Annotated in this window: 21 protein-coding genes; 11 read left to right on the top strand and 10 right to left on the bottom strand. The window is 67.1% G+C overall.

Translation table 11 applies throughout. The annotated features are described in order from the left end of the window. Positions 1-98: 98 nt before the first annotated feature. On the bottom strand, positions 99-1,820 hold the full coding sequence (locus tag ACT89H_RS07950) for a GMC oxidoreductase (protein ID WP_445107860.1): 1,722 nt from the start codon (positions 1,818-1,820) through the stop codon (positions 99-101). 186 nt (positions 1,821-2,006) lie between these two features. Between ACT89H_RS07950 and ACT89H_RS07945 the strand changes: the two genes are divergently transcribed. Further along, on the top strand, positions 2,007-2,705 hold the full coding sequence (locus tag ACT89H_RS07945; protein WP_445107859.1) for a TetR/AcrR family transcriptional regulator: 699 nt from the start codon (positions 2,007-2,009) through the stop codon (positions 2,703-2,705). 49 nt (positions 2,706-2,754) lie between these two features. Continuing rightward, complete coding sequence (locus tag ACT89H_RS07940) at positions 2,755-3,738, top strand: NAD(P)H-dependent flavin oxidoreductase (RefSeq protein ID WP_445107858.1); 984 nt, start codon at positions 2,755-2,757, stop codon at positions 3,736-3,738. A gap of 5 nt (positions 3,739-3,743) precedes the next feature. On the opposite strand, the gene ACT89H_RS07935 is transcribed toward ACT89H_RS07940, so the two are convergent. Continuing rightward, the gene (locus ACT89H_RS07935) at positions 3,744-3,938 is read right to left on the bottom strand and encodes a hypothetical protein (RefSeq protein ID WP_445107857.1); all 195 of its coding nucleotides are present in this window, start codon (positions 3,936-3,938) and stop codon (positions 3,744-3,746) included. A gap of 90 nt (positions 3,939-4,028) precedes the next feature. On the opposite strand from ACT89H_RS07935, the gene ACT89H_RS07930 reads away from it, so the two are divergent. From ACT89H_RS07930 to ACT89H_RS07915, 4 genes are all read left to right on the top strand, one after another. Further along, positions 4,029-5,357: a recombinase family protein gene (locus ACT89H_RS07930; protein ID WP_445107856.1), complete on the top strand. Its 1,329-nt coding sequence runs from the start codon at positions 4,029-4,031 to the stop codon at positions 5,355-5,357. Between the two features lie 739 nt (positions 5,358-6,096). After that, positions 6,097-6,579 (top strand): nitroreductase family deazaflavin-dependent oxidoreductase, encoded by a 483-nt coding sequence (locus ACT89H_RS07925; RefSeq protein WP_445107855.1) that lies wholly within the window; start codon positions 6,097-6,099, stop codon positions 6,577-6,579. Between the two features lie 27 nt (positions 6,580-6,606). Further along, positions 6,607-7,269, top strand: coding sequence for a transcriptional repressor LexA (lexA, locus tag ACT89H_RS07920; protein ID WP_445107854.1), 663 nt, complete (start codon positions 6,607-6,609; stop codon positions 7,267-7,269). Between the two features lie 369 nt (positions 7,270-7,638). After that, a complete protein-coding gene (locus ACT89H_RS07915; protein WP_445107853.1) occupies positions 7,639-10,938 on the top strand; it encodes a protein kinase domain-containing protein in 3,300 nt (1,099 codons plus the stop codon). Between the two features lie 39 nt (positions 10,939-10,977). Here ACT89H_RS07915 and ACT89H_RS07910 read toward each other — a convergent pair whose 3' ends face one another. After that, entirely contained in the window at positions 10,978-11,133 is a 156-nt protein-coding gene (locus ACT89H_RS07910) for a 3-keto-5-aminohexanoate cleavage protein (protein ID WP_445108254.1), read from the bottom strand. A 357-nt stretch (positions 11,134-11,490) separates the two neighbouring features. Between ACT89H_RS07910 and ACT89H_RS07905 the strand changes: the two genes are divergently transcribed. Then, positions 11,491-12,816, top strand: a complete 1,326-nt coding sequence (locus ACT89H_RS07905; protein ID WP_445107852.1) for an MFS transporter — start codon at positions 11,491-11,493, stop codon at positions 12,814-12,816. Between the two features lie 113 nt (positions 12,817-12,929). Here ACT89H_RS07905 and larC read toward each other — a convergent pair whose 3' ends face one another. Beyond that, a complete protein-coding gene (gene larC, locus ACT89H_RS07900) occupies positions 12,930-13,127 on the bottom strand; it encodes a nickel insertion protein (RefSeq protein WP_445108253.1) in 198 nt (65 codons plus the stop codon). Between the two features lie 9 nt (positions 13,128-13,136). Further along, positions 13,137-14,036, bottom strand: coding sequence for an aminoglycoside phosphotransferase family protein (locus tag ACT89H_RS07895; RefSeq protein ID WP_445107851.1), 900 nt, complete (start codon positions 14,034-14,036; stop codon positions 13,137-13,139). A gap of 216 nt (positions 14,037-14,252) precedes the next feature. On the opposite strand from ACT89H_RS07895, the gene ACT89H_RS07890 reads away from it, so the two are divergent. After that, a complete protein-coding gene (locus ACT89H_RS07890; RefSeq protein WP_445107850.1) occupies positions 14,253-15,167 on the top strand; it encodes an aminoglycoside phosphotransferase family protein in 915 nt (304 codons plus the stop codon). 164 nt (positions 15,168-15,331) lie between these two features. On the opposite strand, the gene ACT89H_RS07885 is transcribed toward ACT89H_RS07890, so the two are convergent. Both ACT89H_RS07885 and ACT89H_RS07880 read right to left on the bottom strand, forming a co-directional pair. Further along, the gene (locus ACT89H_RS07885) at positions 15,332-16,222 is read right to left on the bottom strand and encodes an alpha/beta fold hydrolase (protein ID WP_445107849.1); all 891 of its coding nucleotides are present in this window, start codon (positions 16,220-16,222) and stop codon (positions 15,332-15,334) included. A gap of 77 nt (positions 16,223-16,299) precedes the next feature. Further along, positions 16,300-16,872, bottom strand: a complete 573-nt coding sequence (locus ACT89H_RS07880; RefSeq protein ID WP_445107848.1) for a TetR/AcrR family transcriptional regulator — start codon at positions 16,870-16,872, stop codon at positions 16,300-16,302. Between the two features lie 296 nt (positions 16,873-17,168). On the opposite strand from ACT89H_RS07880, the gene ACT89H_RS07875 reads away from it, so the two are divergent. Further along, positions 17,169-18,218: a hypothetical protein gene (locus tag ACT89H_RS07875; RefSeq protein ID WP_445107847.1), complete on the top strand. Its 1,050-nt coding sequence runs from the start codon at positions 17,169-17,171 to the stop codon at positions 18,216-18,218. A 74-nt stretch (positions 18,219-18,292) separates the two neighbouring features. On the opposite strand, the gene nbaC is transcribed toward ACT89H_RS07875, so the two are convergent. Together nbaC and ACT89H_RS07865 are read right to left on the bottom strand one after the other, a co-directional pair. After that, positions 18,293-18,919, bottom strand: a complete 627-nt coding sequence (gene nbaC, locus ACT89H_RS07870) for a 3-hydroxyanthranilate 3,4-dioxygenase (protein WP_445107846.1) — start codon at positions 18,917-18,919, stop codon at positions 18,293-18,295. Then, positions 18,916-19,395 carry a RidA family protein gene (locus ACT89H_RS07865; protein ID WP_445107845.1) on the bottom strand — a complete coding sequence of 160 codons (480 nt, stop codon included), beginning with the start codon at positions 19,393-19,395 and terminating at the stop codon, positions 18,916-18,918. The genes nbaC and ACT89H_RS07865 overlap by 4 nt, the downstream gene beginning before the upstream one ends. Positions 19,396-19,667: 272 nt before the next feature. Here ACT89H_RS07865 and ACT89H_RS07860 point away from each other — a divergent pair, with 272 nt between their 5' ends. Together ACT89H_RS07860 and ligM are read left to right on the top strand one after the other, a co-directional pair. Then, complete coding sequence (locus tag ACT89H_RS07860) at positions 19,668-20,480, top strand: 2-keto-4-pentenoate hydratase (RefSeq protein WP_445107844.1); 813 nt, start codon at positions 19,668-19,670, stop codon at positions 20,478-20,480. A 420-nt stretch (positions 20,481-20,900) separates the two neighbouring features. Further along, positions 20,901-22,307 carry a vanillate/3-O-methylgallate O-demethylase gene (gene ligM, locus ACT89H_RS07855; protein ID WP_445107843.1) on the top strand — a complete coding sequence of 469 codons (1,407 nt, stop codon included), beginning with the start codon at positions 20,901-20,903 and terminating at the stop codon, positions 22,305-22,307. Between the two features lie 146 nt (positions 22,308-22,453). Here the strand turns inward: ligM and ACT89H_RS07850 are convergent, their stop codons facing one another. After that, positions 22,454-23,233 carry an IclR family transcriptional regulator gene (locus ACT89H_RS07850; protein WP_445108252.1) on the bottom strand — a complete coding sequence of 260 codons (780 nt, stop codon included), beginning with the start codon at positions 23,231-23,233 and terminating at the stop codon, positions 22,454-22,456. Between the last annotated feature and the right edge of the window lie 63 nt (positions 23,234-23,296).

Below are 23,296 nucleotides of genomic sequence, written 5' to 3'. Positions count from 1 at the left end.
GGCTAATTGAGGCGAGGTTGCCGTGCGGTCGGTTCAGGTTTTCGCGTCGGCAGGTCCTGCGCTCACCCGCTGCCACCTGAACAGATCCGGCGCCGGGCCTATCCGGCGGCGGGGGTCTCCTGGATCTCCACGATCGGAAGCACCAGCGCCGCGGGCGAACTCGCCGGCACCGCTGGATGCACCGGTGCGATGGGGGCGATACGCCGGTATCCTGTTCCCACCGGTGGGCGGGTGTCCACCGTGCCCTTGTTCGGCCAGTACGCCGCCGCCCGCTCGGCCTGCGCGGTAATGGTCAGCGACGGGTTGACGCCCAGGTTCGCCGAGACCGCCGCGCCGTCGACGACACTGAGCGTGGGGTAGCCGTACACGCGGTGGTAGGCGTCGATCACGCCGTGCTCGGCGTCGGCCCCGATCACCGCGCCGCCCAGGAAATGGGCGGTCAGCGGGATGTTGAAGATCTCGCCCCAGCTGCCGCCCGCGATGCCGCCGATCTTCTCCGCGACCCGCCTGGTGACGTCGTTACCCACCGGGATCCAGCTCGGATTGGGTTCGCCGTGGCCCTGTTTGCTGGTCAGCTTGCGGCCGAAGAGGCCGCGTGTGGTGTAGGTGGTGATCGAATTGTCCAGATGCTGCATGACCAGCGAGATGATGGTCCGCTCACTCCAATTCTTCGTGCTCAGGAAGCTGAGCAGGTTCATCGGATGCCGCAGCACCGTGGCGAGGAAGCGCAGCCAGCGCGGGATCCGTCCACCGCCGTCCACCATGAGCGTCTGCAGCAGGCCCATGGAGTTCGAGCCCTTGCCATAGCGGACCGGCTCGATGTGCGTGTCGGGGGTGGGGTGGATGGACGAGGTGATCGCGACGCCCTTGGTGAAGTCGGTGCCGGGGCGCACCTTTTTGGTCGCGGCGCCGACGATCGACTCCGAGTTGGTGCGTGTGAGCACGCCGAGCCGATCGGACAGGTCCGGCAGCACGCCCTTGTCCCGCATGGCGAACAGCAGCTTCTGGGTGCCGCGCGTGCCTGCCGCGAGCACGACGTGCGCGGCGGTGAGCGTCCGGGGTTGCTTGCGGATCCAGGCGCCCGTACGGGTGGTGGACACGTCCCAGGTGCCGTCCGGGTGCGGCCGCAGCTCGGTCACCGTTGTCATCGGGATGACTTCGGCGCCCGCCTGCTCGGCCAGGTAGAGGTAGTTCTTCACGAGAGTGTTCTTCGCGCCGTACTTGCAGCCCACCATGCAGTCGCCGCATTCGACGCATCCGGTGCGCTCCGGACCGACCCCGCCGAAATACGGGTCCGGCACCGTCTTGCCCGGCTCGCCGAAGAACACGCCGACCGGCGTCTGCACGAAGGTGTCGCCGACGCCCATATCGTCGGCGACGGCCTTGAAGACCTCGTCGGCGGGCGTCATATGCGGATTGCGTACCACGCCGAGCATTCGCTGCGCCCGTTCGTAGTACGGGGTGAGCTCGTCGCGCCAGTCGGTGATGTCACGCCACTGCGGATCGCGGAAGAACGGCTCCGGCGGCACGTACAAGGTGTTCGCGTAGTTCAGCGACCCGCCCCCGACGCCCGCGCCGCCGAGGATGAGGACGTTGCGCAGCGGATGGATGCGCTGGATGCCGTAGCAGCCGAGCCCGGGCGCCCAGAGGAACTTCTTCAGCTCCCAGCTGGTCTTGGGCAGTTCCTCGTCGGCGAAGCGCCGGCCCGCTTCCAGTACGCCGACCGTGTAACCCTTCTCCACCAGCCGAAGTGCGGTGACGCTGCCGCCGAACCCGGAACCGACGATCAGCACGTCGAAATCCGTCGCCCGCTGGTCCATGTGGAACTCCTCGATCGTGTCGCGGTGACTCGGCTAACACTACTCCCGGGTAAGTAACGGTTCGCAAGTCGGCCGGAACCGGCCGATCACTCCGGTGATAGGGTTCGCCGTTGGTTGCCCGGGCCCGGTTGGGAGCGGCGCTCTCTATAGTTGACAACGCTCTCTGAAACGCGCATCGTTTCTGCTATGCCGACGACACCTCGCGCCCGCGCCAGGGCCCAGACCATGAGCGAGATCGTCCGAATCGGGCGCGAACACCTGGCGACCGAGGGCGCTGCCGCCCTCTCGCTGCGCGCGGTCGCACGTGATCTCGGCGTGGTCTCCTCGGCTGTCTATCGGTATGTCCGCAGTCGCGACGAACTGCTCACCCTGCTCGTCGTGGACGGTTACAACGCCCTCGGTGACGCGGTCGACGATGCGCTGGCCGAGACCGGGGACGATCCGATCGCGGGGCTGCGAGTTCTCGGGCGTTCGGTGCGGCGTTGGGCGCTGGCCGAACCCGCCCGCTACGGATTGCTGTTCGGCACGCCTGTTCCCGGCTACGACGCACCTGCCACCGAGACCACCGCGCCGGGCACCCGGGTGATCGCCAGGCTGCTGACCCTGTTCGCTCGCGCGCAGAGTGCCGGGCAACTCGCCGCGCCGGGCACGCAGCCACGGATATCCGCGCCCCTGGCGGGCAACTTCGCGGTGATCCGGAACGAGTTTCAGCTGGAGGTGCCCGACTGGCTGGTGGTTCGCGGCGTGACGTTCTGGGTCGGTCTGTTCGGGGCGGTGAGCGCGGACGTCTTCGACATGTACGGCACCGACACCTTCGCCGACCGCGACGAGTTGTTCGAGCTCCAACTCGACGGGCTGCTGGACATGCTCGGTCACCGCGGGTGATCCGCCGCCGGGGGGCGGCCTGTCACCGCTCGTGGCGCGGTGTGCTGCGATGGAACTCGTGACGACGCCCGACGAACGGTTTCCCGCCCCGGAGGCGATGGCGTGGGCACGCTGGATGGGTGCGCGCCTGCCACTGGTGAACGCGCCGATGGGCGGCGTGGCGGGTGGACGGCTCGCCGCGGCGGTGACCGCGGCCGGTGGACTCGGCATGATCGGGATGGGCAGCGCGGGATCGGTCCGGGCGCTGGAAGGGGAGTTGCCGCACGTCCGGGATATCGACGGCCCGTTCGGCATCGGTCTGGTCGATTGGGTGGTCGCCGCGCAGCCGCGACTGCTGGAGGTCGCGATCGAGGCCCGTCCCGCACTGATCTCGGTGAGTTTCGGGGAAGACCTGAACTGGGCCGCCCGCGTCGCGGATGCGGGGATCGTCCCCGCCACCCAGGTCTACAGCGGGGAGGAGGCACGACGTGCGCAAGCAGCCGGTGTCGGCATCCTCGTGGCCCGCGGCGTGGAGGGCGGTGGACACGGCGCGGCGAACGCGTCGCTGCTGCCGCTCCTGGCGGAAGTGCTGGACGCGGTGTCGGTCCCGGTGCTCGCGGCAGGCGGCATCGGCGCACCGCGAGATCTTGCCGCCGTGCTGCGGGCCGGGGCCGGCGGCGCATGGCTCGGCACCTGCCTGGCGGCCTGCTCGGAATCGCTCCTGTCGGATGCGGGCCGTCGCGCCCTGATCGGTGCGCGCGGCGACGACACGGTGCTCACCCGCGCGTACGACGTCGGAATGGAATTGCCTTGGCCCGCCCGGTTTCCCGCGCGGGTGCTGCGCACCGGGTTCACCGACCGGTGGACCGGACGAGAGCAAGAACTCGCCCTGGACGCGGCGGCCAAGCGCGCGCTCACCGCGGCGCTCGCCGCTGACGATCCGGCCGTCACGCCGATCGACGCGGGGCGGGGCGTGGGCATGATCACCTCGGTGGAATCGGCCGCGCGGGTGCTGGAGCGGCTGTGGGCCGGGGCTACCGGATCGGTTAGCTGAGCGGTTCAGTCCTCGCTACTGGTTCGCTCACCGAGATAGCGGATCAGCTCGGGATCGGAAGAGACCAGCCGGTCGACCTCCTCGCCGCCCGTGCACTGGTAGAGGGCGACGGTGACCGAATCGGTCCGGCGTCCGGCGACCCGCCAGATTCCGCCCGAATCGGTCCAGCGCCGCAGGACCGCGATGGGGTCGTCGGTCATCGTCCACCTCCAGTCGATGGTGTACCTCATGGTGTCGGGGGTAGTGGTGCAGCGGGCCGGGATTCGGCGCTAAGGATCGGACAGGTGTGATTGCCCGATGATTATGACGGCAGGCGTGACAGCGTTGCGGCTCTGCGTCATGGTCATCGTGCTTCGTCTGAGGGCGCCGGTGGCGTTTGTTCCACCCACCAAGACCTCGAACGCCAGCTGGTCGTGTTGCGCGAGTACGGAATTCCCGACGAGCGGATCTACACCGACCGCAAGACCGGCGCCATCGTGGCCCGCCCCGGCTGGACCCGACTGCAGAAGATGCTGCGCGAGGGCGACCGGATCGTGTCGACCAACCTCCACCGCTACGGCCGCAACCTGCGCGAATGCCTCGACATCGTCCTCGAACTACGTGACCAGGGGGTGGGCATCAAGACGTTGAAGGACCCGATCCCGATCGACACCAGCGACGCCTCACCGACGACCAACTCGCCGCTGCTCGAGCCGCGCCGGCTGCGGGACGGAAACCCGAATCGGCGCAGCCGCGTTCGGCGTCTCACGGGCCACTGTCTACCGATACCTGGCCAAGGCCGTCGAGGGGCCGGCGGAAGCGAAGGTCTCCTGATCTACCAGTCGAATAGCCGAATCCCTTGCTGCCGCATGGCTACACGGTGTCATCTTGTTGGACGAACACAGGAGGTCGATTCGGGAGCGCGCGACTTATGTTGCGGCGTAGTGCCGTTGACACAGCCTATCCTCCAGATGAAGCATGCTGCTATGACCAATAGCCCGTTGCCGCCGGCCGATCAGCCGATCCCTCTGGATCTGTTTCCTCCCGACAAGCTCAGGGCGATGCGGCGGCAGCAGACGCTGGTTGTCCTCGGTTTCGCCGTTGTCGTCGGCGGGGCCGTCGGCCTGCTGTTCGGAGCGATCGCAGGGGTGGTCGTCGGGCTAGTAGTAGCAGTGTTGGTTGGGGCACCGTGGCTCACAGGGCAGCTGCTGCGCCGCCCGTGGATTGTCGGGACCACAATCCGGACCCGTCCCCTGCTACGGCTCCGGGTGCTGGATGTTGCGGCTGTATCCAACGTGGAACTGCTGGTGCACCGGGGACGCCTCGTCGACCAGATAGCGCTGGTGCTGACCACAGAATCGGACCGCCCGCAGGTACTGCTGGCGGGGTACACCGAACCTGACGCAGGGATCTCCCGGGAACTGCAACCGCTGGGTTTGCTGAGACTAGCCGATGCACTCATGCACAACGAACTCCCATCGGCCCGCGCGATAGCGGAATTGCTTCTACGCCAGATGTCGGCTCAACAGGACGGCGCCAGGCTCGCAGACCGGCCGCTGTACCGCGCAATCGACCTCCGGCCGAAAGGATCCGTGGGTACGGTACTCACCGATCAGGAGGTACGGGAGCTCCAGATGTGATGGCTCCTGATTGATTGCGGTCAGGTTCTCCAGCTCGACCAGTTTGTCCAGCTTCGGTACCGAGATCCACGGCTCGCCACGGCGCTTGGTGATCCGCGCCCCGCCGGTACTCCCCTCGATCAGGGCCCTGTCCACCCCTTCCAGCCCGGCCGTCATCCGTGCGCGCAGATCGGCGATGAACGCGGTCGCATCCAGCGGCTGACCCAGCGCGGCGTCTCCAGGCTGACCTTGCCGGGGTCGGACTTCAACTCCACCAGCAGAATCCGGCCACTCTGACAGCGAAGTCCCGGAACCCGAAAGCAGCACGAACCTGGGCACGGTGATACTCGATCGTCCGGCCCGACCACCGATACGAGGCGATTCCTGGGCCGTGTCACCGTGGCACGGTGACCGGGTCGAACAGCTGGCGGGTCCGTCGACGGGGGAGGGCGGCTCGGGGGACAGGGTATTGGTCGCTTGTCCGTTTTGGCGAAGGGGGAGGGAGTGCGGCCAGGGCGGATCTCCGAGTGCTCGCGCTGGACGCAGCTGCGTGGAGCGAGATGCGATCAAGGGGTATCGAGCCAGCTCTACACGTCGTTTCACATTTCGATACGTAGATATGCGCATCTAACTATTAAATTCTCGCCAACCGCAAAACGGCACAGCAGCAAGGAACCCAGGCCAGCGACGCGCTGGGAAATGTCCCTCGACCCAGGCCCGGGTAACCCGCTCGGAAGCGGGGGCGTGTCAGGATTTCTCTATGGGGTCGAATCCGTTGCCTCGAGTAGCCCGATGGCTCGCCCAGCAGCGCTGGGTGATGCGGTCGGCCCCGGTCGTGCTTCGGCTCGAACGCTTGATCCGGCGGATGAGCGGCGGGCGAAAGGGCGTCCTGGATCTGGCGGGGCTGCCGTCCATCGAGGTCACCGTGCCGGGCCGGACGACCGGGATCCCGCGGACCACGTCGTTGCTGTACGTCCCGCATGGTGCGGACTTCATCGTCCTCGGTTCCAATTGGGGCAGTTCGGAACATCCGGCGTGGTCGGCGAATCTACGTGCCGCGCAGACCGCCTCGGTCCGGCACAAGGGCGAGCGGTTCCTGGTCGCGGTGCGTGAGATCGATGGCGTGGAACGCAAGCCCGTCTGGGATCTGGCGGTCGAGTTCTGGCCCGGCTACGCCATGGAGTACGAACTCTCCGGCGGGCGCGAGTTCCGTATCTTCCAGCTGCGCCGCAAATTCGGCTGAGGCAGCCTGCCCTCTACCATTCCCCGGGTGACCGGATACGACCCGCTCGACGCGTTCGAGCATCTCGACACCTCGACGTTGCCGCCGCGCCAGCAGCGGATTCTCGCCACGATTCGGGACTGGGTGCTGCGGTACGGCTATCCGCCGACTACGCGTGAGATCGGTGACGCGGTGGGTCTGCGGTCGGCGTCGTCGGTGTCCAGGCATCTGAAGAGCTTGGAGGAGCGTGGTTTTCTGCGCCGCAGCCGGACGATGTCGCGTCCGATCGACGTGCGGATGTTCCTGCAGGCCCCGATGCGGCGGGGGACGGCGGAGGATTCGGTGGCGGTGCTGGTGGTCGGCGAGATCGCGGCGGGCGCTCCGATTCTGGCCGAGGAGCACGCGGACGACACGATGACCTTGCCGCGCGAGCTCGTCGGGCGCGGCACGGTGTTCGGGCTGCGGGTGCGCGGTGATTCGATGATCGATGCGGCCATCTGTGACGGCGACATCGTGGTGGTGCGCAAGCAGGACGAGGCGCATTCCGGGGAGATCGTGGCGGCGATGATCGATGGAGAAGCGACGGTGAAGGTGTACCGGCGGCGTAACGGTCACGTGTACCTGGAGCCGCGCAATGCCGCCTACGAGGTGATCGACGGTGACGAAGCCGTGGTGCTCGGCAAGGTCGTGTCGGTGATGCGGCGGGTCTGACCTCGGCGAACCCGGGTGTCGTCACCGCGGCGGCCCGCGCGACCCGCAACGGCCTGTCGGAGTTCATGCGGACGGCTGCCCGCACCGTGTTCGAGCGGCTGGTGCGTTTGCTCGCTGGGCGCCGGGTCGTCGCGTCGACCGGCGCGGCGATCTCGACCGACAGCGGTATCCCGGTCCGGGCTTCGCGGCGGCCGCGATCGCCGATGGGCTCGAGGTGGTGCCCGCCGCCGACGCGGTTGTGGCCGGCACCGGCAGCTGCCCGAGGGCGGACGCGCACTGTGGTGTCACATTGGCGTTACCCTGGGCAGTGGCGAAAGGTGAGCGCATGTTGACCGGTGTCTGCCGATTTGCTGCATCCGCACGCAACCGATGACCGATAACGATCCGCTGAGCACCCGCCGTGAGGTGATCACGCCTGTCACGGCGGAGCTGGGTGCGGTCGGCTTCGAGGACGCGGTCGAGATCGGGCGAGGCGGGTTCGGCGTGGTGTATCGCTGCTGGCAGCCGGCGCTGGATCGGATGGTGGCGGTGAAGGTGTCGACCGCGGGCCTGGACGAAGACAATCGAGCGCGTTTCCTCCGTGAGCAGCGGGCGATGGGCCGGTTGACCGGACAGCCGAACATCGTCACCGTGCTGGAGGTCGGTGCCACCGAAAGCGGGCGGCCCTACCTGGTGATGCCGTACCACCCGCTGGATTCGCTGGACGCTTGGATTCGCAAGAACGGTCCGCTGCCGATGGAGCAGGTGCTGGCGGTCGGCGAGAAAATCGCCGGCGCGCTCGCCGTCGCGCACCGTCTGGGCATCGTGCATCGCGATGTGAAGCCGGCGAACATTCTGCTCACCGAGCAGGGGGAGCCGGCGTTGACCGATTTCGGCATCGCGCACATCACGGGTGGGTTTCGGACCGCTGCGGGCACGTTGACCGGTTCGCCCGCGTTCACCGCGCCGGAGGTGCTGGAGGGCGAGGCTCCGACTGCGGCGGCGGACGTCTACGGGCTCGGTGCGACCCTGTTCTGCGCGCTCACCGGACATGCCGCTTTCGAGCGGCGTAGCGGGGAGAATGTGGTGACGCAGTTCTTGCGGATCACCACCCAGGCGGTGCCGGACCTGCGGGACAGAGGTATTCCCGACGACGTGGCGGCGTTGGTGGCCACCGCGATGAGCCGCAACGGTCGCGACCGGCCGTCCGCTGCGGCATTCGGCGAGGCCATCCGGGAGGTGCGGCAGCGGCATGGTTACTCGGTCGACGCCGTAGCGCGGGCCGATTCGACTTCCGCAGGTGGGAACCGGCAACCGTCGGTGCGGCAGACACGTCCGCCGTCGATGGTGACCGACCGGAACGGCAGCGGCAATTTGCCGCTCGAGCTGACCAGTTTCATCGGCCGGCGCCATGAAGTGTCCGAGGTGAAGAGTCTGCTGTCGGCGTCCCGGCTGGTGACGTTGACCGGGGTCGGGGGTGTCGGTAAGACTCGGCTGGCAGTGCGGGCCGCGATGCAGTCGCGCCGCGATTTCGACGATGGGGCGTGGTTGGTCGATCTGTCCGAGGTGTCCGATCCGGCGCTGGTGGTCGACGTTGTGGCGGCCACGCTCGGGGTGCGCAACGAGCTGGGCGCGCGCTTGCTCGATGTGTTGATCGGCTTTCTCGAGTCGCGGGAAGTCCTGCTCGTGCTGGACAACTGCGAACATGTGGTGGCGGCCGTGGCCGAGTTGGCCGATGCGCTGCTGCGGACCTGTTCCGGTGTGCGGATGCTGGCCACCAGCCGTGAACCGCTGAACATCGCCGGCGAGGCGGTGCTGCGGGTGTCGCCGCTGACGGTGCCGGACCCGGAGCGGGAATCCGCGCTGCAGGGCATGCCGCGCTTCGATGCCGTGACCCTGTTCGCCGACCGGGCGGCGGCGGTGGTGCCCGGCTTCCACCTGGAAGAGGACAACAAATCCGCTGTGGCGCAGATCTGCGCCCGGTTGGACGGGTTGCCGTTGGCGATCGAACTGGCGGCGGCTCGGATGCGCACGATATCCCCACAGCAGATCCTGGCTCGGCTCACCGACCGCTACACACTGCTCACGCGGGGCAGTCGCACCGCTCCGTCGCGGCAGCAGACGCTGCGCTGGTGCATCGACTGGAGCTACGAGCTGTGCGCACCGGCCGAACAGCGGTTGTGGGCACGGCTGTCGGTGTTCGCGAGCAGCTTCGAACTGGATGCCGCCGAAGAAATTTGTGGCACCGGCCTCACCGGTGGCTCGGAGTCCGAACCCGCCGTGCTGGATGCGCTGTCCTCCTTGGTCGACAAGTCGATCCTGATCCGGGAGGAATCGAGCCGCCGGGTTCGTTTCCGTTTGCTCGAGACGATGCGCGAATACGGCCGCGAGAAGCTGCGCGAGTCCGGCGAGTACGATGATCTGCGTCGACGGCACCGCGCCTGGTACCGGAAATTGGTGTCGGACGCGGATGCCGGCTGGATCAGCGAGCGGCAGCTGGACTGGATCGCACGGCTCGAGCGCGAGCAGCCGAATATGCGTGAAGCGCTCGAGTGCTGCTTGTCCGAGCACACCGAGGAAGCGGCGGAAACCGGGCTGCGTATGGTTTCGGAGCTGTTCGAGTTCTGGAGTCTTCGTGGTCTGTTCGGTGAGGGCCGGTTCTGGCTCGATCGCGTTCTCGCCCATCCGAGCACCCAGTCGGTGGCCGACCGCGTGAACGCATTACGGGTGGGCTGCCAGATCGCTGCGGCTCAGGCTGATTTCCCTTCCGCCGCAGCGTTTTTGGCGGAGGCGCGGGTACTCGCCGAGCGGGCTCCCAGTCGCAGGCTGGAGGCCGAGATATCCTACGCCGACGGTCTGCGCGCGCTTGCGGCCGGCGCGGCCGCCGACGCGGCCGCCGCTCTCGAACGTGCCGTCGATCTGCTCGACTCGGATGGAGCCGGGTCGCTGTATACGAGTGCCGTGACTGTCCTGGGTTGGGCGTATGAAGTGGTGGGCGATATACCGCGAGCCGTCGAGGTATATCGCCGGACGATCGGTATCACCGAAGCGTGTGGCGAGACCTTTTATCGTTCGGTTGCGTTGCGTGGCTTGGGTGACGCCGCGTGGCAGCAAGGGGACCCGGATCTGGCCGAGCGGTCGCTCGAGGAAGCGCTGCGCCTCGACCGGCGTACGAGCAGTCCGACCATTACCGCGTTCGGTTTGGAGACGCTGTCTCGCATTGCCGCCGACCGCGGCGACGCCGAACGTGCGGCCGTTCTGATGGGAGCCGCGCAGGGCATGTGGCGCATGGGAACCGAGGTCGGGACCGTCGTGCTGAACATGTGGCGCTTCCACGACGAGTATGAGCGGGCAACGCGTCGCAAGCTCGGCGCTCGCGGTTTCGAGACGGCGCTCGAGCGAGGCGGGGCGATGGGCCTGGACGCGGCTATCTCGTATGCACTGGGGGAACAGCGCACTGCCGGGAAGTCGGCGCGGTCGGGATCCGCCGCGAAGTTGACCAAACGTGAGCGCGAGGTCGCCGGCCTGGTGGCTCGAGGGCTGAGCAACAAGCAGATCGCCACCAGATTGGTCATCTCACTGCGCACGGCCCAAGGTCATGTCGAACACATCCTGTCCAAACTCGGGTTCACTTCCCGTGCGCAGATCGCCGCCTGGGTTATCGAGGAAGACGAACAAGCGAAATCTTGACCTCGCACCGGCGCCGAGCGGGCACACCCGCACCATAGTTCAAGACATGTGATAGAGGGCTCGTGCGTCATTCTGCGTAGCGATCGGCCGGCCCACCTCGCGGGCGATCTGCTGGACTTGTTGCAGTAGTTCCACATTCGTCGGATTCCGCGCCGGGTCGTAGAAGAGCTCCAGCCCTGTCTTCTGATGTGCGATTCGATGACGACCGGGTAGTCCTAGGTCGGCTTCATGTCCGCGTACTTGTCTAGGCCAGTCGGCATTTCATCCTCCAGCGCTGCAGGGGCCATAGTCGAGCGTTCGAAATTCTGCGATCGATGCGGCAGGACTATGTGTCCGCGATTCGGACACCGGTGGGGCGACCATTCGGGTCGGACCGAGGTGCGGCCCGTTGGTCTTGGACGCCGGCACCCCGGCTGGGCGGCAGTTGCTTCTTGACCGCCACGATCCGGGCCGCCTAATGTTCTGCATCCAGGACTAGATGTCCTCAATGTCGGATATTGGTCCAGCTGGCTTCCAGCGTCCCGGGCATCGCGGCCCGGAAAGGAGTCACTCATGGTAGAGGTTGCCGCCACTCGAACATCGTGGGTCGGCGCGCTCACCAGCACGCAGCGACGCTCCCTGTTCGCCGCCAATCTCGGCTGGCTGTTCGACGGGTTCGAGACCTACGCGCTCATCCTCACGGCCGCTGTCGTGCTGCGACAGCTGAACCCCTCGGCGTCGGCGAGTCAGGTCTCCTTCCTCGTCGGCCTGACTATCTCCGTCACCCTCCTGGGCTGGGGATTCGGAGGGATCCTGGGTGGTATCTTCGCCGATTATTTCGGCCGCCGCCGAGCGCTGCTGACCTCGATGGTCCTGTATGCGACTTTTACCGGGCTCACGGCGCTGTCGTGGTCCTGGGCGTCGTTTCTGGTGCTGCGGTTCATCACCGGATTCGCCCTCGGATCCGAATGGGGCACCGGTACCGCGCTGGTAGCCGAGACGTGGCCGAAGAACGCGCGGGCCAAGGCCGCGGGGCTGATGCAGTGCGGTCTGGGACTCGGCTTCTTCGTGGCTTCGGCGTGTTGGTATTTCATTGCGCCGCTCGGCGACAACTCCTGGCGCTACCTGTTCCTGATCGGCGTGCTGCCCGCGCTGTTCGCGTTGTGGCTGCGGCGTAGAGTGCCCGAGTCGGAGCAGTGGACTGCCGCGCACAAGCGCCGACGCGAGTTGCGTGAGCGCGACGACCACGAACTCGACACGGGGGAGCGGTCTTTCACTCGGTTGACCCTGCGTCAGATTCTTGCCGATCCGAAGCTGCGCAGGCTGACGATCCTCGGCTCGCTGATGTCCCTGACCACCACACTCGGCTGGTGGGGCATCTCGACCTGGGTACCGGCCTATGTCGCCTCCCAGGCGTCCGGCGCCGAGCACTCCGCCACCGACTGGGCGAGTTGGGCGGGCATGATCTACAACGCAGGCGCGATCGCGGGCTACATCGCGTTCGGTTTCCTCGCCGATCGATTCGGTCGTAAGCCCTCGGTTCTGCTGTATTTCGGCGCCTCGCTCGTGCTCACGCCGGTGCTGTTCCTGTGGACGCATGATCTTCGGTTGATCGTGATCGTCCTTGTCGTGAACGGGTTTTTCACTCTCGGTCAGTACACCTGGATGCCGGTGTGGCTACCTGAGTTCTATCCGACGCATCTGCGGGCGACCGGGGCGGCGTTCGTGTTCAACGCCGCGCGGTTCATCGCCTTCCTCGGCCCGCTGACCGCGGGCGCCATCATCTCCCGGCTCGGCGGTTACGGGATCGCGGCCACCACGGTCGGTCTCATCTACGTACTCGGGCTCGTTGTAGCGCCGTTCTGCCCCGAGACGAAGGGGCAAGCGCTGCCGGAGTAAGGGCCGGGCGCCCGCAACCGGATCGGCGGCAGGCGGCCTCCCGCGCGCACAGGCCGGTAGTGCTGCGCGCCGTCGCCGTCCATCGCGGCAGGACCTCGACGGGCATTGCCGACTCAGAATGGGAGCCGGAGGGCGTCGAGCGCGGCCACCACGCCCACGATGCTGTCGAGGGCGCCGACCTCGTGAAAGTGCACGTCCTGCACCAGTATCCGGTGCACCGTCGCCTTCGCTTCCGCGAGGATCCGGAACACCATGGCGGCCGGTGTCCCAACCTGTTCGGATTTCGCAAACCCAAGACGTCGACGCAGCATCACAGCCGACTACAGATCGTCGGCCAAGACCTCGTCGATCACCCGCAAACTGGAGACTTCGCGGTCGGGGTCGCTGCCTGCGGCCTCGATCAGAGTGAGCAAGCCTTTCCACAGTGCCCAACCCCGTGCCCGTGCCCACGTGTCATCGTCGGTGGCGAGTACTCGGTGAAACCTCGCGCGGCTGTCCGCGGACAGCATTGTCCAGGCGAGGACCAGATCGCAGGCCGGATCGCCGATACCGCAGGTCCCGAAGTCGATGACAGCCGCCAATTTTCCATCGGCTACCAAGAGATTGCCGGCAGCGACATCCCCGTGGAACCACACCGGGGTCCCGTTCCATTCTGCCGCTACAGCGGCCTCCCAGACCTCGGTAGCCCGTCGAACGTCGACACGCCCGGCCGACACCTGTAGGCAGCGCCGGGTCTGCTCGTCGTAATGCGCTGGGTGGCTTCCGCGGTAGAAGCTGTGCGCGCCGGCGGGAGGGGCGCCGCTGATATCGCATCGCTGCAGCGCGTTGACGAACTCCCCGACGTCGGTAGCGAACTCGGTCATGTCGCCGATGACGGCCCGGTCGGCCGCGTCGCCGGGCAGCCAATCACGCACCGACCACGAGAACGCGTACCCGCAGCCCGGAGTTCCGACGGCGAGCACCGTCGGGATCGCGACCGGCAGCGTCGGCGCCAGCCGAGGCAACCAGATGCTCTCCTTCGCTATCGCCGACGCATAGGCAGCCGCGGTCGGCAGCCGCACCGACATGTGCGCGCCCAATCGGTACGTGCGGTTGTCCCAGCCGTCCACCGGCACCGGCGACACCTGCAGATCACTCCACTGCGGAAACTGCGTCCGGATCAGGCGCTGCACCAATACCGCGTCGATCCCGGCACGACCATCCACGGGAACATCATCCACCGAGTCATCGTCGACCCGGACCATCCGCCCCGACAACCGAATTTCCATCGCGGACCAGGCGCTCGCCACCACCCAGCCGCGGCACCGCGATCAGCACCCTGGCAAGGTTCCAGCGCGGTACCGTCGACTGATCGCGCAGCGATCGAATAGATCCGCGGCAGCCCCGACGTCGATCCGTTGGAACGGGTCGGCTGTCATCCGGCTACCGTTGAGCCGATGACGCACACCGGTATCGAGATCACCGCGGAGTTGGTGCGGGATCTGCTGCGTGACCAACACCCCGACCTGGCCGATCGCCCTGTGCGGCTCGGTGCGCGTGGCTGGGACAACCAGCTGTGGCGGCTCGGCGACGACCTCGCCGTCCGATTGCCCTGGGCGACGGAGTCCGCGGACGCGTTGCTGCGCAAGGAATACACCTGGTTGCCCGCCCTCGCCTCGCATCTTCCGCTGCCGGTTCCCGTTCCGCAGCGCTTCGGTCAGCCCTCCGAACGGTTTCGGCGGCCGTGGATCGTCGCCACCTGGGTGCCGGGCGAGCCTGCCGACCGAGCTCCCGTCACCCGCGCGGCAGAGTCCGCCACCACCCTGGCCACCTTCCTGACGGCACTCCACCAACCCGCCCCGAAGCAGGCGCCCCTCGGCCGCGACCGTGGAGGACCACTGGCCCGCTGTTGCGGCAGGTTCGCCGAACAGCTTGCGGCGGCCACCGAGCTGAGGTTGATCCCCGATCCCGAGGCCGTGCGCGCGGTTTGGGAAGATGCTGTCGCCGCACCTGATTGGGACGGCCCGGCGCTGTGGCTACACGGCGATCTGCATCCGGCCAACGTCCTCACCGCGAATGGCGCGATCTGCGGCGTGATCGACTTCGGCGACCTCTTCGCCGGCGATCCGGCGTTCGATCTCGCTGCCGGGTGGATTCTGCTGCCCGACGGCGCCACCGACCGCTTCCATGACGCCTACCAGCCGACCCTGGACGAAGCCACTCTGCGGCGCGCCCGCGGCTGGGCAGTGCTGCGCTCCTTCGCCTGCATCTTCATCGCGGACGCCGGGCTCCACGGCCGCCCTGGCGGCAAGCCGACATGGGGCCCACCCGCCCAAGCCGCACTGCGACGCCTCATCGCCACCCACCGCTGATCGACCAGCTTCATCGACCCCCGGCGTGCGATGTCGGATGCGTTCCCCCGGGAAGCGGCAGCCCTCCGCGGTGGTCCGGTACGCCGCGGCGACGGCCACCCCCGGCGGCAATGAACGATGTCGTCGGAAATGCGTTCGTAGGGGAGTGACGACGGTGGTGTTCGTTACTCGGCGAAGAATTTCGTCAGGCGCTCGATGACAAACTCTGGGCGTTCCTCGGCGAGGTAGTGGCCAGCGCCGTCGATCTTCACGATGTCGGCGTCCACGGCTCTGGAGGGCAGCACGCTTCGAACCCATTCGTAGGTCAGCTCGCCGGCGAGCGCGAGGATCGGCGGGGTGAGCGGCTGGTAGTTCTTCTCGTCCTCGATGTCCTGACTCAGGGCTCGATACCAGCCGTTCGACGCCTGGATCGCCTCCGGCGTGTTGTAGGCGTGCGCGTAGACATCGCGGTCGAAGTCGGTGATGGAGCCGGGATCGAGCACGGCGGAGTCGATCATCTCGTCGATGAGGTAGCGGGAACGGCCGACGAGCAGCTTCTCGGGCAGCCCGCGCAGTTGGTTGAACGCGAACCACCACATCGCGGCCGGCTGCTCCGGCCGGGGCAGCACGGTGAACTGATACCAGCCCTCCTCGGGATGTACCACGTCGAGCAGTGCGATCCGGCGTGCCGCTTCGGGGTGGTTGGCGGCGAAGCTGTGGGCGACGAGGGAACCGATGTCATGGCCGGCGATGTTCACCTGCTCGTGTCCGAGCGAGCGCGCCAAGGCCAGGATATCGGTAGCCATGGTCTTCTTGTCGTAGCCGGATTCGGGTTTGCCGGAGGAGCCCATGCCGCGCAGGTCGACTGCGATCACCTGAAACTGCTGCGCGAGGGGCGCCATGACCTTGTGGAAAGCCCACCAGGTCTGCGGCCAGCCGGGCAGCAGCAGCAGCGGAGCGCCCTGGCCGCCGATGACGTAGTGCAGGTCGACGCCGTTCACCTCGGCGTGACGGCTTTCGAAGTCGCCGGCCAGCGACCGCGCGAGTTCGGCATCGGACGGTACTGAAGTTGTCATTTCCACTCCGTTTTTTAGAATGATCGTTCTGGAATAAGGGGGCAAGCTGGAATAATGGGGCAGGGGGCAAGGAGATGTCAATCCAAGACCGACAGCGCGACGTGCGCGGCGGCCCGGAGTCGTTGCGGTTCGGGCGCCTTGGCCAGCACATAGAGGCCCTCGATGACGGTCAGCAGGAACCTGCCCAGTTCCCTCGGGTCCTTGTCGGCCGCCAGCTCGCCCTGCGCCTGGGCACGGTAGAGGGCACTGGTGAGCAGGGCCTCCATCGTGGTCCACGCGGCCTCGACCTGCCGGGTCAACTGCTCGTCACCGGGCAGGCATTCCGCGGCGGTGTTGACCCCGAAGCAGCCCTTGCGGTCCTGGTCGGCCAAGCTGTCCTCGACCAGGTGATGCAGGAGCGCGCGGACCGCCGCGAGGGCCGAACCGGGCTGGGACAGTCGCCGCGCCACCCAGTCGCCCTCCCGGTAGAGCTGCAACGCCTTGACGTACAGCTCGTGCTTGGTGCCGAAAGTCGCGTAGATGCTCGCTCGTCCGATTCCCAGATGGTCCACCAGATCTTGCATCGAGGTGGCCTCGTACCCCTTGCGCCAGAACAAGTCCATGGCGGCCCGCAACGCGATATCCGGATCGAACTCCTTGGCCCTGCCCATGATGCGACTCTATTCCGAACTAGAATGATCAGTCAAGAAACGGTCTGCGGAACTGACCACGCCACACCGCGCGGGTCGCGATCGCCGTGGATGGCCGGGCCGGGAACTCGTCGAGGCGATTACCGAGCATGCCGGGATTCGGCCCGCCGCCGCAGCAGCGCGTCTTCCGCATGTCCGCGCAGAGCCGTCCAGCCAACTGCCTACGGCGCCGTCGCGGGCTGTCCACGGTGCGCGGATTTCATCCGAATTGCGCAGGACGGGTCAGCATGGCCGGGGCGAGGCAGCACACTGACGGGATGACACAACCACAGGGCGCCCATCTCGTCGGCAGCATCAATTGGCCGGACGCGGAGACAACGTTCCGGAACGCGGCGAAGACTCTGGGAAGCAGGCTGCGCCGCATCCCCGACGGCGAGGTCGGCGAGCGCATGCAGTGGATTTCCTTCCAGGCCGGTATTCTCGCCGCCACGCCCGGCCTGGAGCGGGCTGGAGGGCCCCCGATCTTCGTGGGCGAGCATGACATCAGTCCGGTCCGCATCGTCGAGGGAACGGACCCGGCGTCCATCCAGCTGCCCGCGCTCGGATACTCGGCAGCGGCGCAGCGATCATGGGCGACCTTTCGCCGTCTACGCGACGAGGGGGTCATTCCCGCCGGCACCCGATTCCAGGTGTCGCTACCGACCCCGGCGGCAGTCGTCGCGGCGTACATAATTCCCGCGGATCGTCCGCGCTTCGAGCCGGTCTACCGAGCGGCGCTCTACCGGGAACTCGACGACATCCTGCGCGCGATTCCGCACACCGATCTCGCCATTCAGTGGGATACCGCGGTGGAGTTCGGATTCATCGAGACGAGTGCGTACGAGGCGATCAGCGCGGAGAACTTCCCGTGGTTCGCCGATGTGTGGGGCGGAGTCATCGAGCGGGCGGTGGAGCAGGCGGCGCTCGTGCCCGCTGCCGTCGACGTCGGGTTCCACCTCTGCTACGGGGATGTCGACGAGAAGCACTTCGTCGAGCCGGTCGACGCAGGCAACCTCGCCCGCTTCGTCGAGCAGTTGCTGGCCGCCGCGACCCGCCCGATCTCCTGGGTGCACCTGCCGGTGCCCATCGAGCGTGACGACGACGAATACTTCGCCCCGCTGAGCCGCCTGGAGATACCGGCGGAGACCGAGATCTACCTGGGGCTGGTCCACCGGCAGGACGGCCCCGAAGGGATCGCGCGCCGGTCGGCGGCCGCCGCGCGCCACCTCCGCCGATTCGGTATCGCCACGGAGTGCGGGTGCGGCAGGGCACCCGCGGACGAGACCCTGCGCCTGCTCGAACTACACACCGCGGCCGCCGCGTGGTGACTCGACGCGACGGGCGCGACGGCCGAGATCGGCCGTCGCGCCCTGAGCCCCGGACACCGCGGTGACTCAGCCGTTCACCAGGAGCGGCCGTGCAACTTCTTCAGTGGATCGTCGGCGTACTCGTTGTCCTTCGCGAGCACGGCGACCTCCTCTGCCCACCCCTCGGGCTGCTCGGTGACGTGGCCGCACTGATCGCAGGTGCGGTTCTCCACGGAATCGTAGAAGGCCCGCTGCACCAGCGGCAGCTGCTTGATGATGTCTTCGAGCAAGAAGTACTGCTCGAAGAGCTTGTGATCGCAGTTCTCGCAGAAGTACAGGAAGCCGTCGCGCTCGGTGGGGAGCCGGTGCTTCTCGATCACGATGCCCATGGTGTCCGCCGAACGGCGCGGCTGATGAGGCAGCCGGGGCGGCATCAGGAAGATCTCGCCTTCCTTGATCACCTGTGAGGTGATTTTGCCGTCGATGTAGAGCCCGACTTCGATATCGCCCTTCAACTGGATGAAGAGCTCTTCACTCTCGTTGTAGTGGAAATCCTTGCGATTGTTCGGACCGCCGACGGCCATCACAATGAAGGTGTCGTTGCCTTTGTAGATGGTCTGATTGGTGATCGGCGGCAACATATTCGGCCGATTCAATTCCAGCCAGGCGTCCAAGGAGAACGACTCCAGTGGCGCCATGACCTCACGAGGTTCTACTGTCATTTTCCTTCACCTTCTGCATTCGACGGCGCCACGGCGGTCGCACGTACTTCGATGAAATTTCTGCCGGGAAGGTCCGCGACACCGATGGTCGTCCGGACCGGTTGTACGTCGGGGAACGTTTCGGCGAAGACTTCGTTCATCGCCTCGAAATCATTCATGTCCTTGAGGTATACGTTGACCTCGACGACATCCGTGAGCGAGGCATCCACGGCCGCGAGTACCGACGCGAGATTGCGGAAACAACCGCGAGCCTGCGCGTAGATGTCATAGCTCAGCACGTTTCCGGCGTCGTCGAGTTCCAGGCCGGCCTCGATGTTCGTCACAGGATCCTTGCTGCCCTGCCCGGCGCAGAAAATCAGGCCGTTGGCCTCCAGGACGTGGGCGTATCGCCCCGACGCACGAGGCGCGTTCGGCACCACGGCGAAACGCCGACCGCCCGTTTCCGGCTGCACTCCGTCGAGCCGGGTTGCTGTCATTTCGGCACCTCCGCAATTTGATCACCAACTCGGCATGAATTATCGAGACAGCCCGTCGACGCGGAACAGATGGTTCTCACCACGCGAGACAACCGGCTCGGTGAATCGCACCCGCGGTTAGGGTGAGTTATGCACGTTACGTGCCCAGCCGGCACCGTCGAAGCCCGTCCGCTTCGACCTCGGCATCACCCGGCATCTCCGCGCAGCACGGCGCCATGCGCGCCGAGGGGACGCGGGAATCCATCAGGTCGAACATCTCGGAAAGTAGTGAAATGAACACAACCCGCGCTGGATCGAACTCGACGACGGATGCGGACGCGCTCGCGCAGACGCTGGACGACGCGATCGCCGCGGTCGCGGCAACGAGCCAGCTCAGCCTGACCCACGACCTCACGCTCGACGACGCATACCTGGTGCAGGCCAGGGGTTCTGCGCTGCGAGCCCGTCGAGGCGACCCGGCGGTCGGCGTGAAGCTGGGCTTCACGAGCAAGGCGAAAGCAGAGCAGATGGGCGTGTCGGATCTCATCATCGGTGTGCTGCACGAGAGTATGCGGCTGACCCGCGACGACCGGCCGGACGTCGTCGCCCGGTGGCTGCATCCACGGATCGAACCGGAGATCGCCTTCCGCCTCGGCGCCGATATCGACACCGCGGACCCGAACGCCCGGATCTTGGACGCGGTCAGCGAGGTGGCCCCCGCCCTGGAAATCATCGACAGCCGCTACGAGAACTTCAAGTTCTCGCTGACCGACGTGGTCGCCGACAACACCTCCGCTGCCGGGTTCGTCGTCGGGGAGTGGCTGCCGCTCGCGGATGCCGTTGCCGCGCACGATCTCGCCGATCTCGACGTGGAACTGCGCGTCGGGGATGAACTCGCCGCGTCGGGCAGCTCCGCGGACATTCTCGGCAACCCACTCGCCGCCCTCGACGAGGCATTGCGACTGGCTCGGGCCTACGGTCTGCCACTCGGCAGCGGATCGATCATCCTGGCCGGTGCCGCCACCGCCGCGGTGCCGCTCCCCGCGGGCGCGCGGGTGGTCGCGACTGTGGCCGGCCTGGGTTCGGTGCAGCTGACGACGGCCTGAGATCTCGCGGGCCGATCGAGCGCACCCACCGTCGTGCTGATCACCGGCAGCCTCGTCGTCGCGGCGCGGCCCGGCGGCTGCTCCCGCGACCCCGGGTCGGTCCGGAGCGCACGGGCGAACGCGGCCAAGCACAGCGATCTTCAGCTCTCGCGCCGTGAGAACACCCTGGGCGCAGCACCCTTCGGCGGCGCATCATCGACACGCCGGGCTCGACGCGACGCGAGCATCCCGGATGTCGCAGCTGCCACGACATCCGAAGAGCCCGGCGTGAGCCACCACCGGATCGGGACTGCCGCTCGAACCGAGTGACGATGACGGCGAGCGATCCGACGGGCTCGCATTCCCGGGGGCGCCGGTGTCGCTCCCCACCGACCCCCTCCACCCGAGGCACCGGGACAGCAATAAGGAAAAGAGGAAATCATGAACGCACGAAACGTGCAGGAGCTGCTGGATCAGGCAGCCAATCCGGTCGAGTTGCTGCGCAATTCGCAGCTGGGTGCCTACATCTACCCCGTGGTGCCGCCGGAGTTCTCGAACTGGCGGCGGGAGCAGCGGGCCTGGCGCGAAGCGGCCGTTCTCTTCGATCAGACCCACCACATGGCCGATGTCTTCATCTCCGGCAAGGACGCGCTGAAGCTGATCTCGGACATCGGGATCAACAGTGTCGCGAATTTCCGGGTCGGAACGGCGAAGCAGCTCGTCGCGGTCACTCCGGCAGGCCACGTGGTGGGCGACAGTATTCTGTTCCGGGAGGGCGAGAACGAGTACGTCTCGGTCGGGCGCGAGCCGCTGGCGAACTGGATCGCCTACCATGCCCAAGCCGGTGGATACGACGCGGACGTGCGGGTGGAGAGCCGGTCGCCGTCGCGGCCCTACGGCAAGGCCGTCACCCGGACGCTGTACCGCTTCCAGATCCAGGGCCCCAATGCGTGGCAGGTGATCGAGAAGCTCAACGGCGGTCCCGTCGAGCAGCTCGGGTTCTTCCACATGGGCACCATGACGATCGCCGGCGAGCAGGTGTCGACCTTGCGCCACGGCATGGCGGGCGCCCCCGGGCTCGAGCTGTGGGGTCCCTACGCATCGCACGGCAAGATCCGCGAGGCGATCATCGAGGGCGGCAAGGAATTCGGCCTGGAGCCGTGCGGTTCCCGGACCTACGCCTCCAACACCTTGGAATCCGGCTGGATTCCGTCCCCCCTGCCCGGGATCTACACCGGCGAGGAGCTGCGCGGCTACCGTGAGTGGCTCGGCACCGGCACCTACGAGGCGGTGAACGCGCTCGCCGGCAGTTTCGTGTCGGACAACATCGAGGACTACTACCTGACGCCGTGGGAGCTGGGTTACGGATCGTTCATCAAGTTCGATCACGACTTCATCGGTCGCGCTGCGCTCGAGGCGATCGACCCGGCCACACAGCGCCGGAAGGTCACTCTTGCATGGCATCCGGAGGACTTCGCGAAGGTGCTGGCCGCGCCTGCCGATCCCGAGGGCCCGGGTGGGCAGTTCTTCGAGCTCCCCGTCGCCAACTACGGATCGTCGAATTACGACGCCGTCTACGACGCCGAGGGGCGCGCTATCGGGTACGCGCTGTTCAGCGGCTACACCTCCAATGAGCGTCGCGCGCTGTCCCTCGCCACGCTCGACGCCGATGTTCCGATCGGCACCGAGGTGACGCTCGTGTGGGGCGAACCCGACGGCGGCAGCCGCAAACTCACGGTGAGCCCGCATGCGCAGATCACGGTCCGGGCCACGGTGAGCCCGGTGCCGTACGCGGATACCGCTCGCGAGCAGTACCAGGCCGGCTGGCGCACGGCTGCGGTGGTGTAGCGGGCGCCGGGTCTCCGACGAGAGCAGAAATCGTGACCCACTCGGCAGGAATCCCGGCCGAGTGGGTCACCTTCGCCGCGGCGCTCGGCGATCAGGTCGGTTCGAGCGGGCCGCAACAGCGGCGACGATGCAACGGCGGAGGGGAGTCAGCCGACCGGCTCGATCTCGCGTTCGGCGGGCGTCAGCGAACGTGAGATCGCTCGGGCCGCCGAATGCAGTGCGGGTAGCAGCGCGCCGCTCGCGTCCGGGATGTCTGCCGGGAGAACGACCGACAGCGACGCGACGACACCGGTGCGCGGAACGTTGATGGGCACAGCGATGCTCTGCGCGCCCTCGTCCAGGTGTCCCAGGCAGCGGGAGTACCCGCGCCGACGGATGTCACTGAGTGTGACCCTGAGCCGCCGGGCATCGGTGATGGTGTGCGCGGTGTAGCCGCGCAGCGGCGTGGTCAGGAACTTGGACTGCAAGTCCCGGGGACCGTAGGCCAGCAGAACCTGCCCCGACGACGAGGCGTGCAGCGGAAGCCGGCCCGCAATCCGGCTGAACGGGGACACGGCACCGGGCGCCGACAGCCGGTCGAGGAACAGCACTTCCTCGCCCTCACGCACGCTGAGCTGCACGTGCTGGCGGACCACCGTGTGCAGATCCTCCATCACCGGTAGTGCCGCGGACCGCAACTCGAGCGCGGGCGAGGCCCGCACCCCGAGCTCCCAGAGGCGGAGCCCGACGCGCAGCCGCCGATCCGGATCGCGCTCGAGCAGGCCGGAGTCGACGAGGCTCGCGGCGATGCGGGACGCAGTGGCGATGTGCAGCCCGCTCCGGCGCGCGATATCCGATACGCCGAGTGACCGATCGCCCGGCCCGAATGCCTCCAGGATTCGCACCACCCGGTCGAGATAACAGTCGCCTTTCCGCTCACCCATCATTTTCTCCACCACTTCGTCCGATTGGAATACCGGTTCAGGATATTCTCCCGGCATTGCCGTGTA

The organism is Nocardia aegles (assembly GCF_052545135.1).
This window is presented reverse-complemented; position numbering and strand designations above follow the sequence as displayed.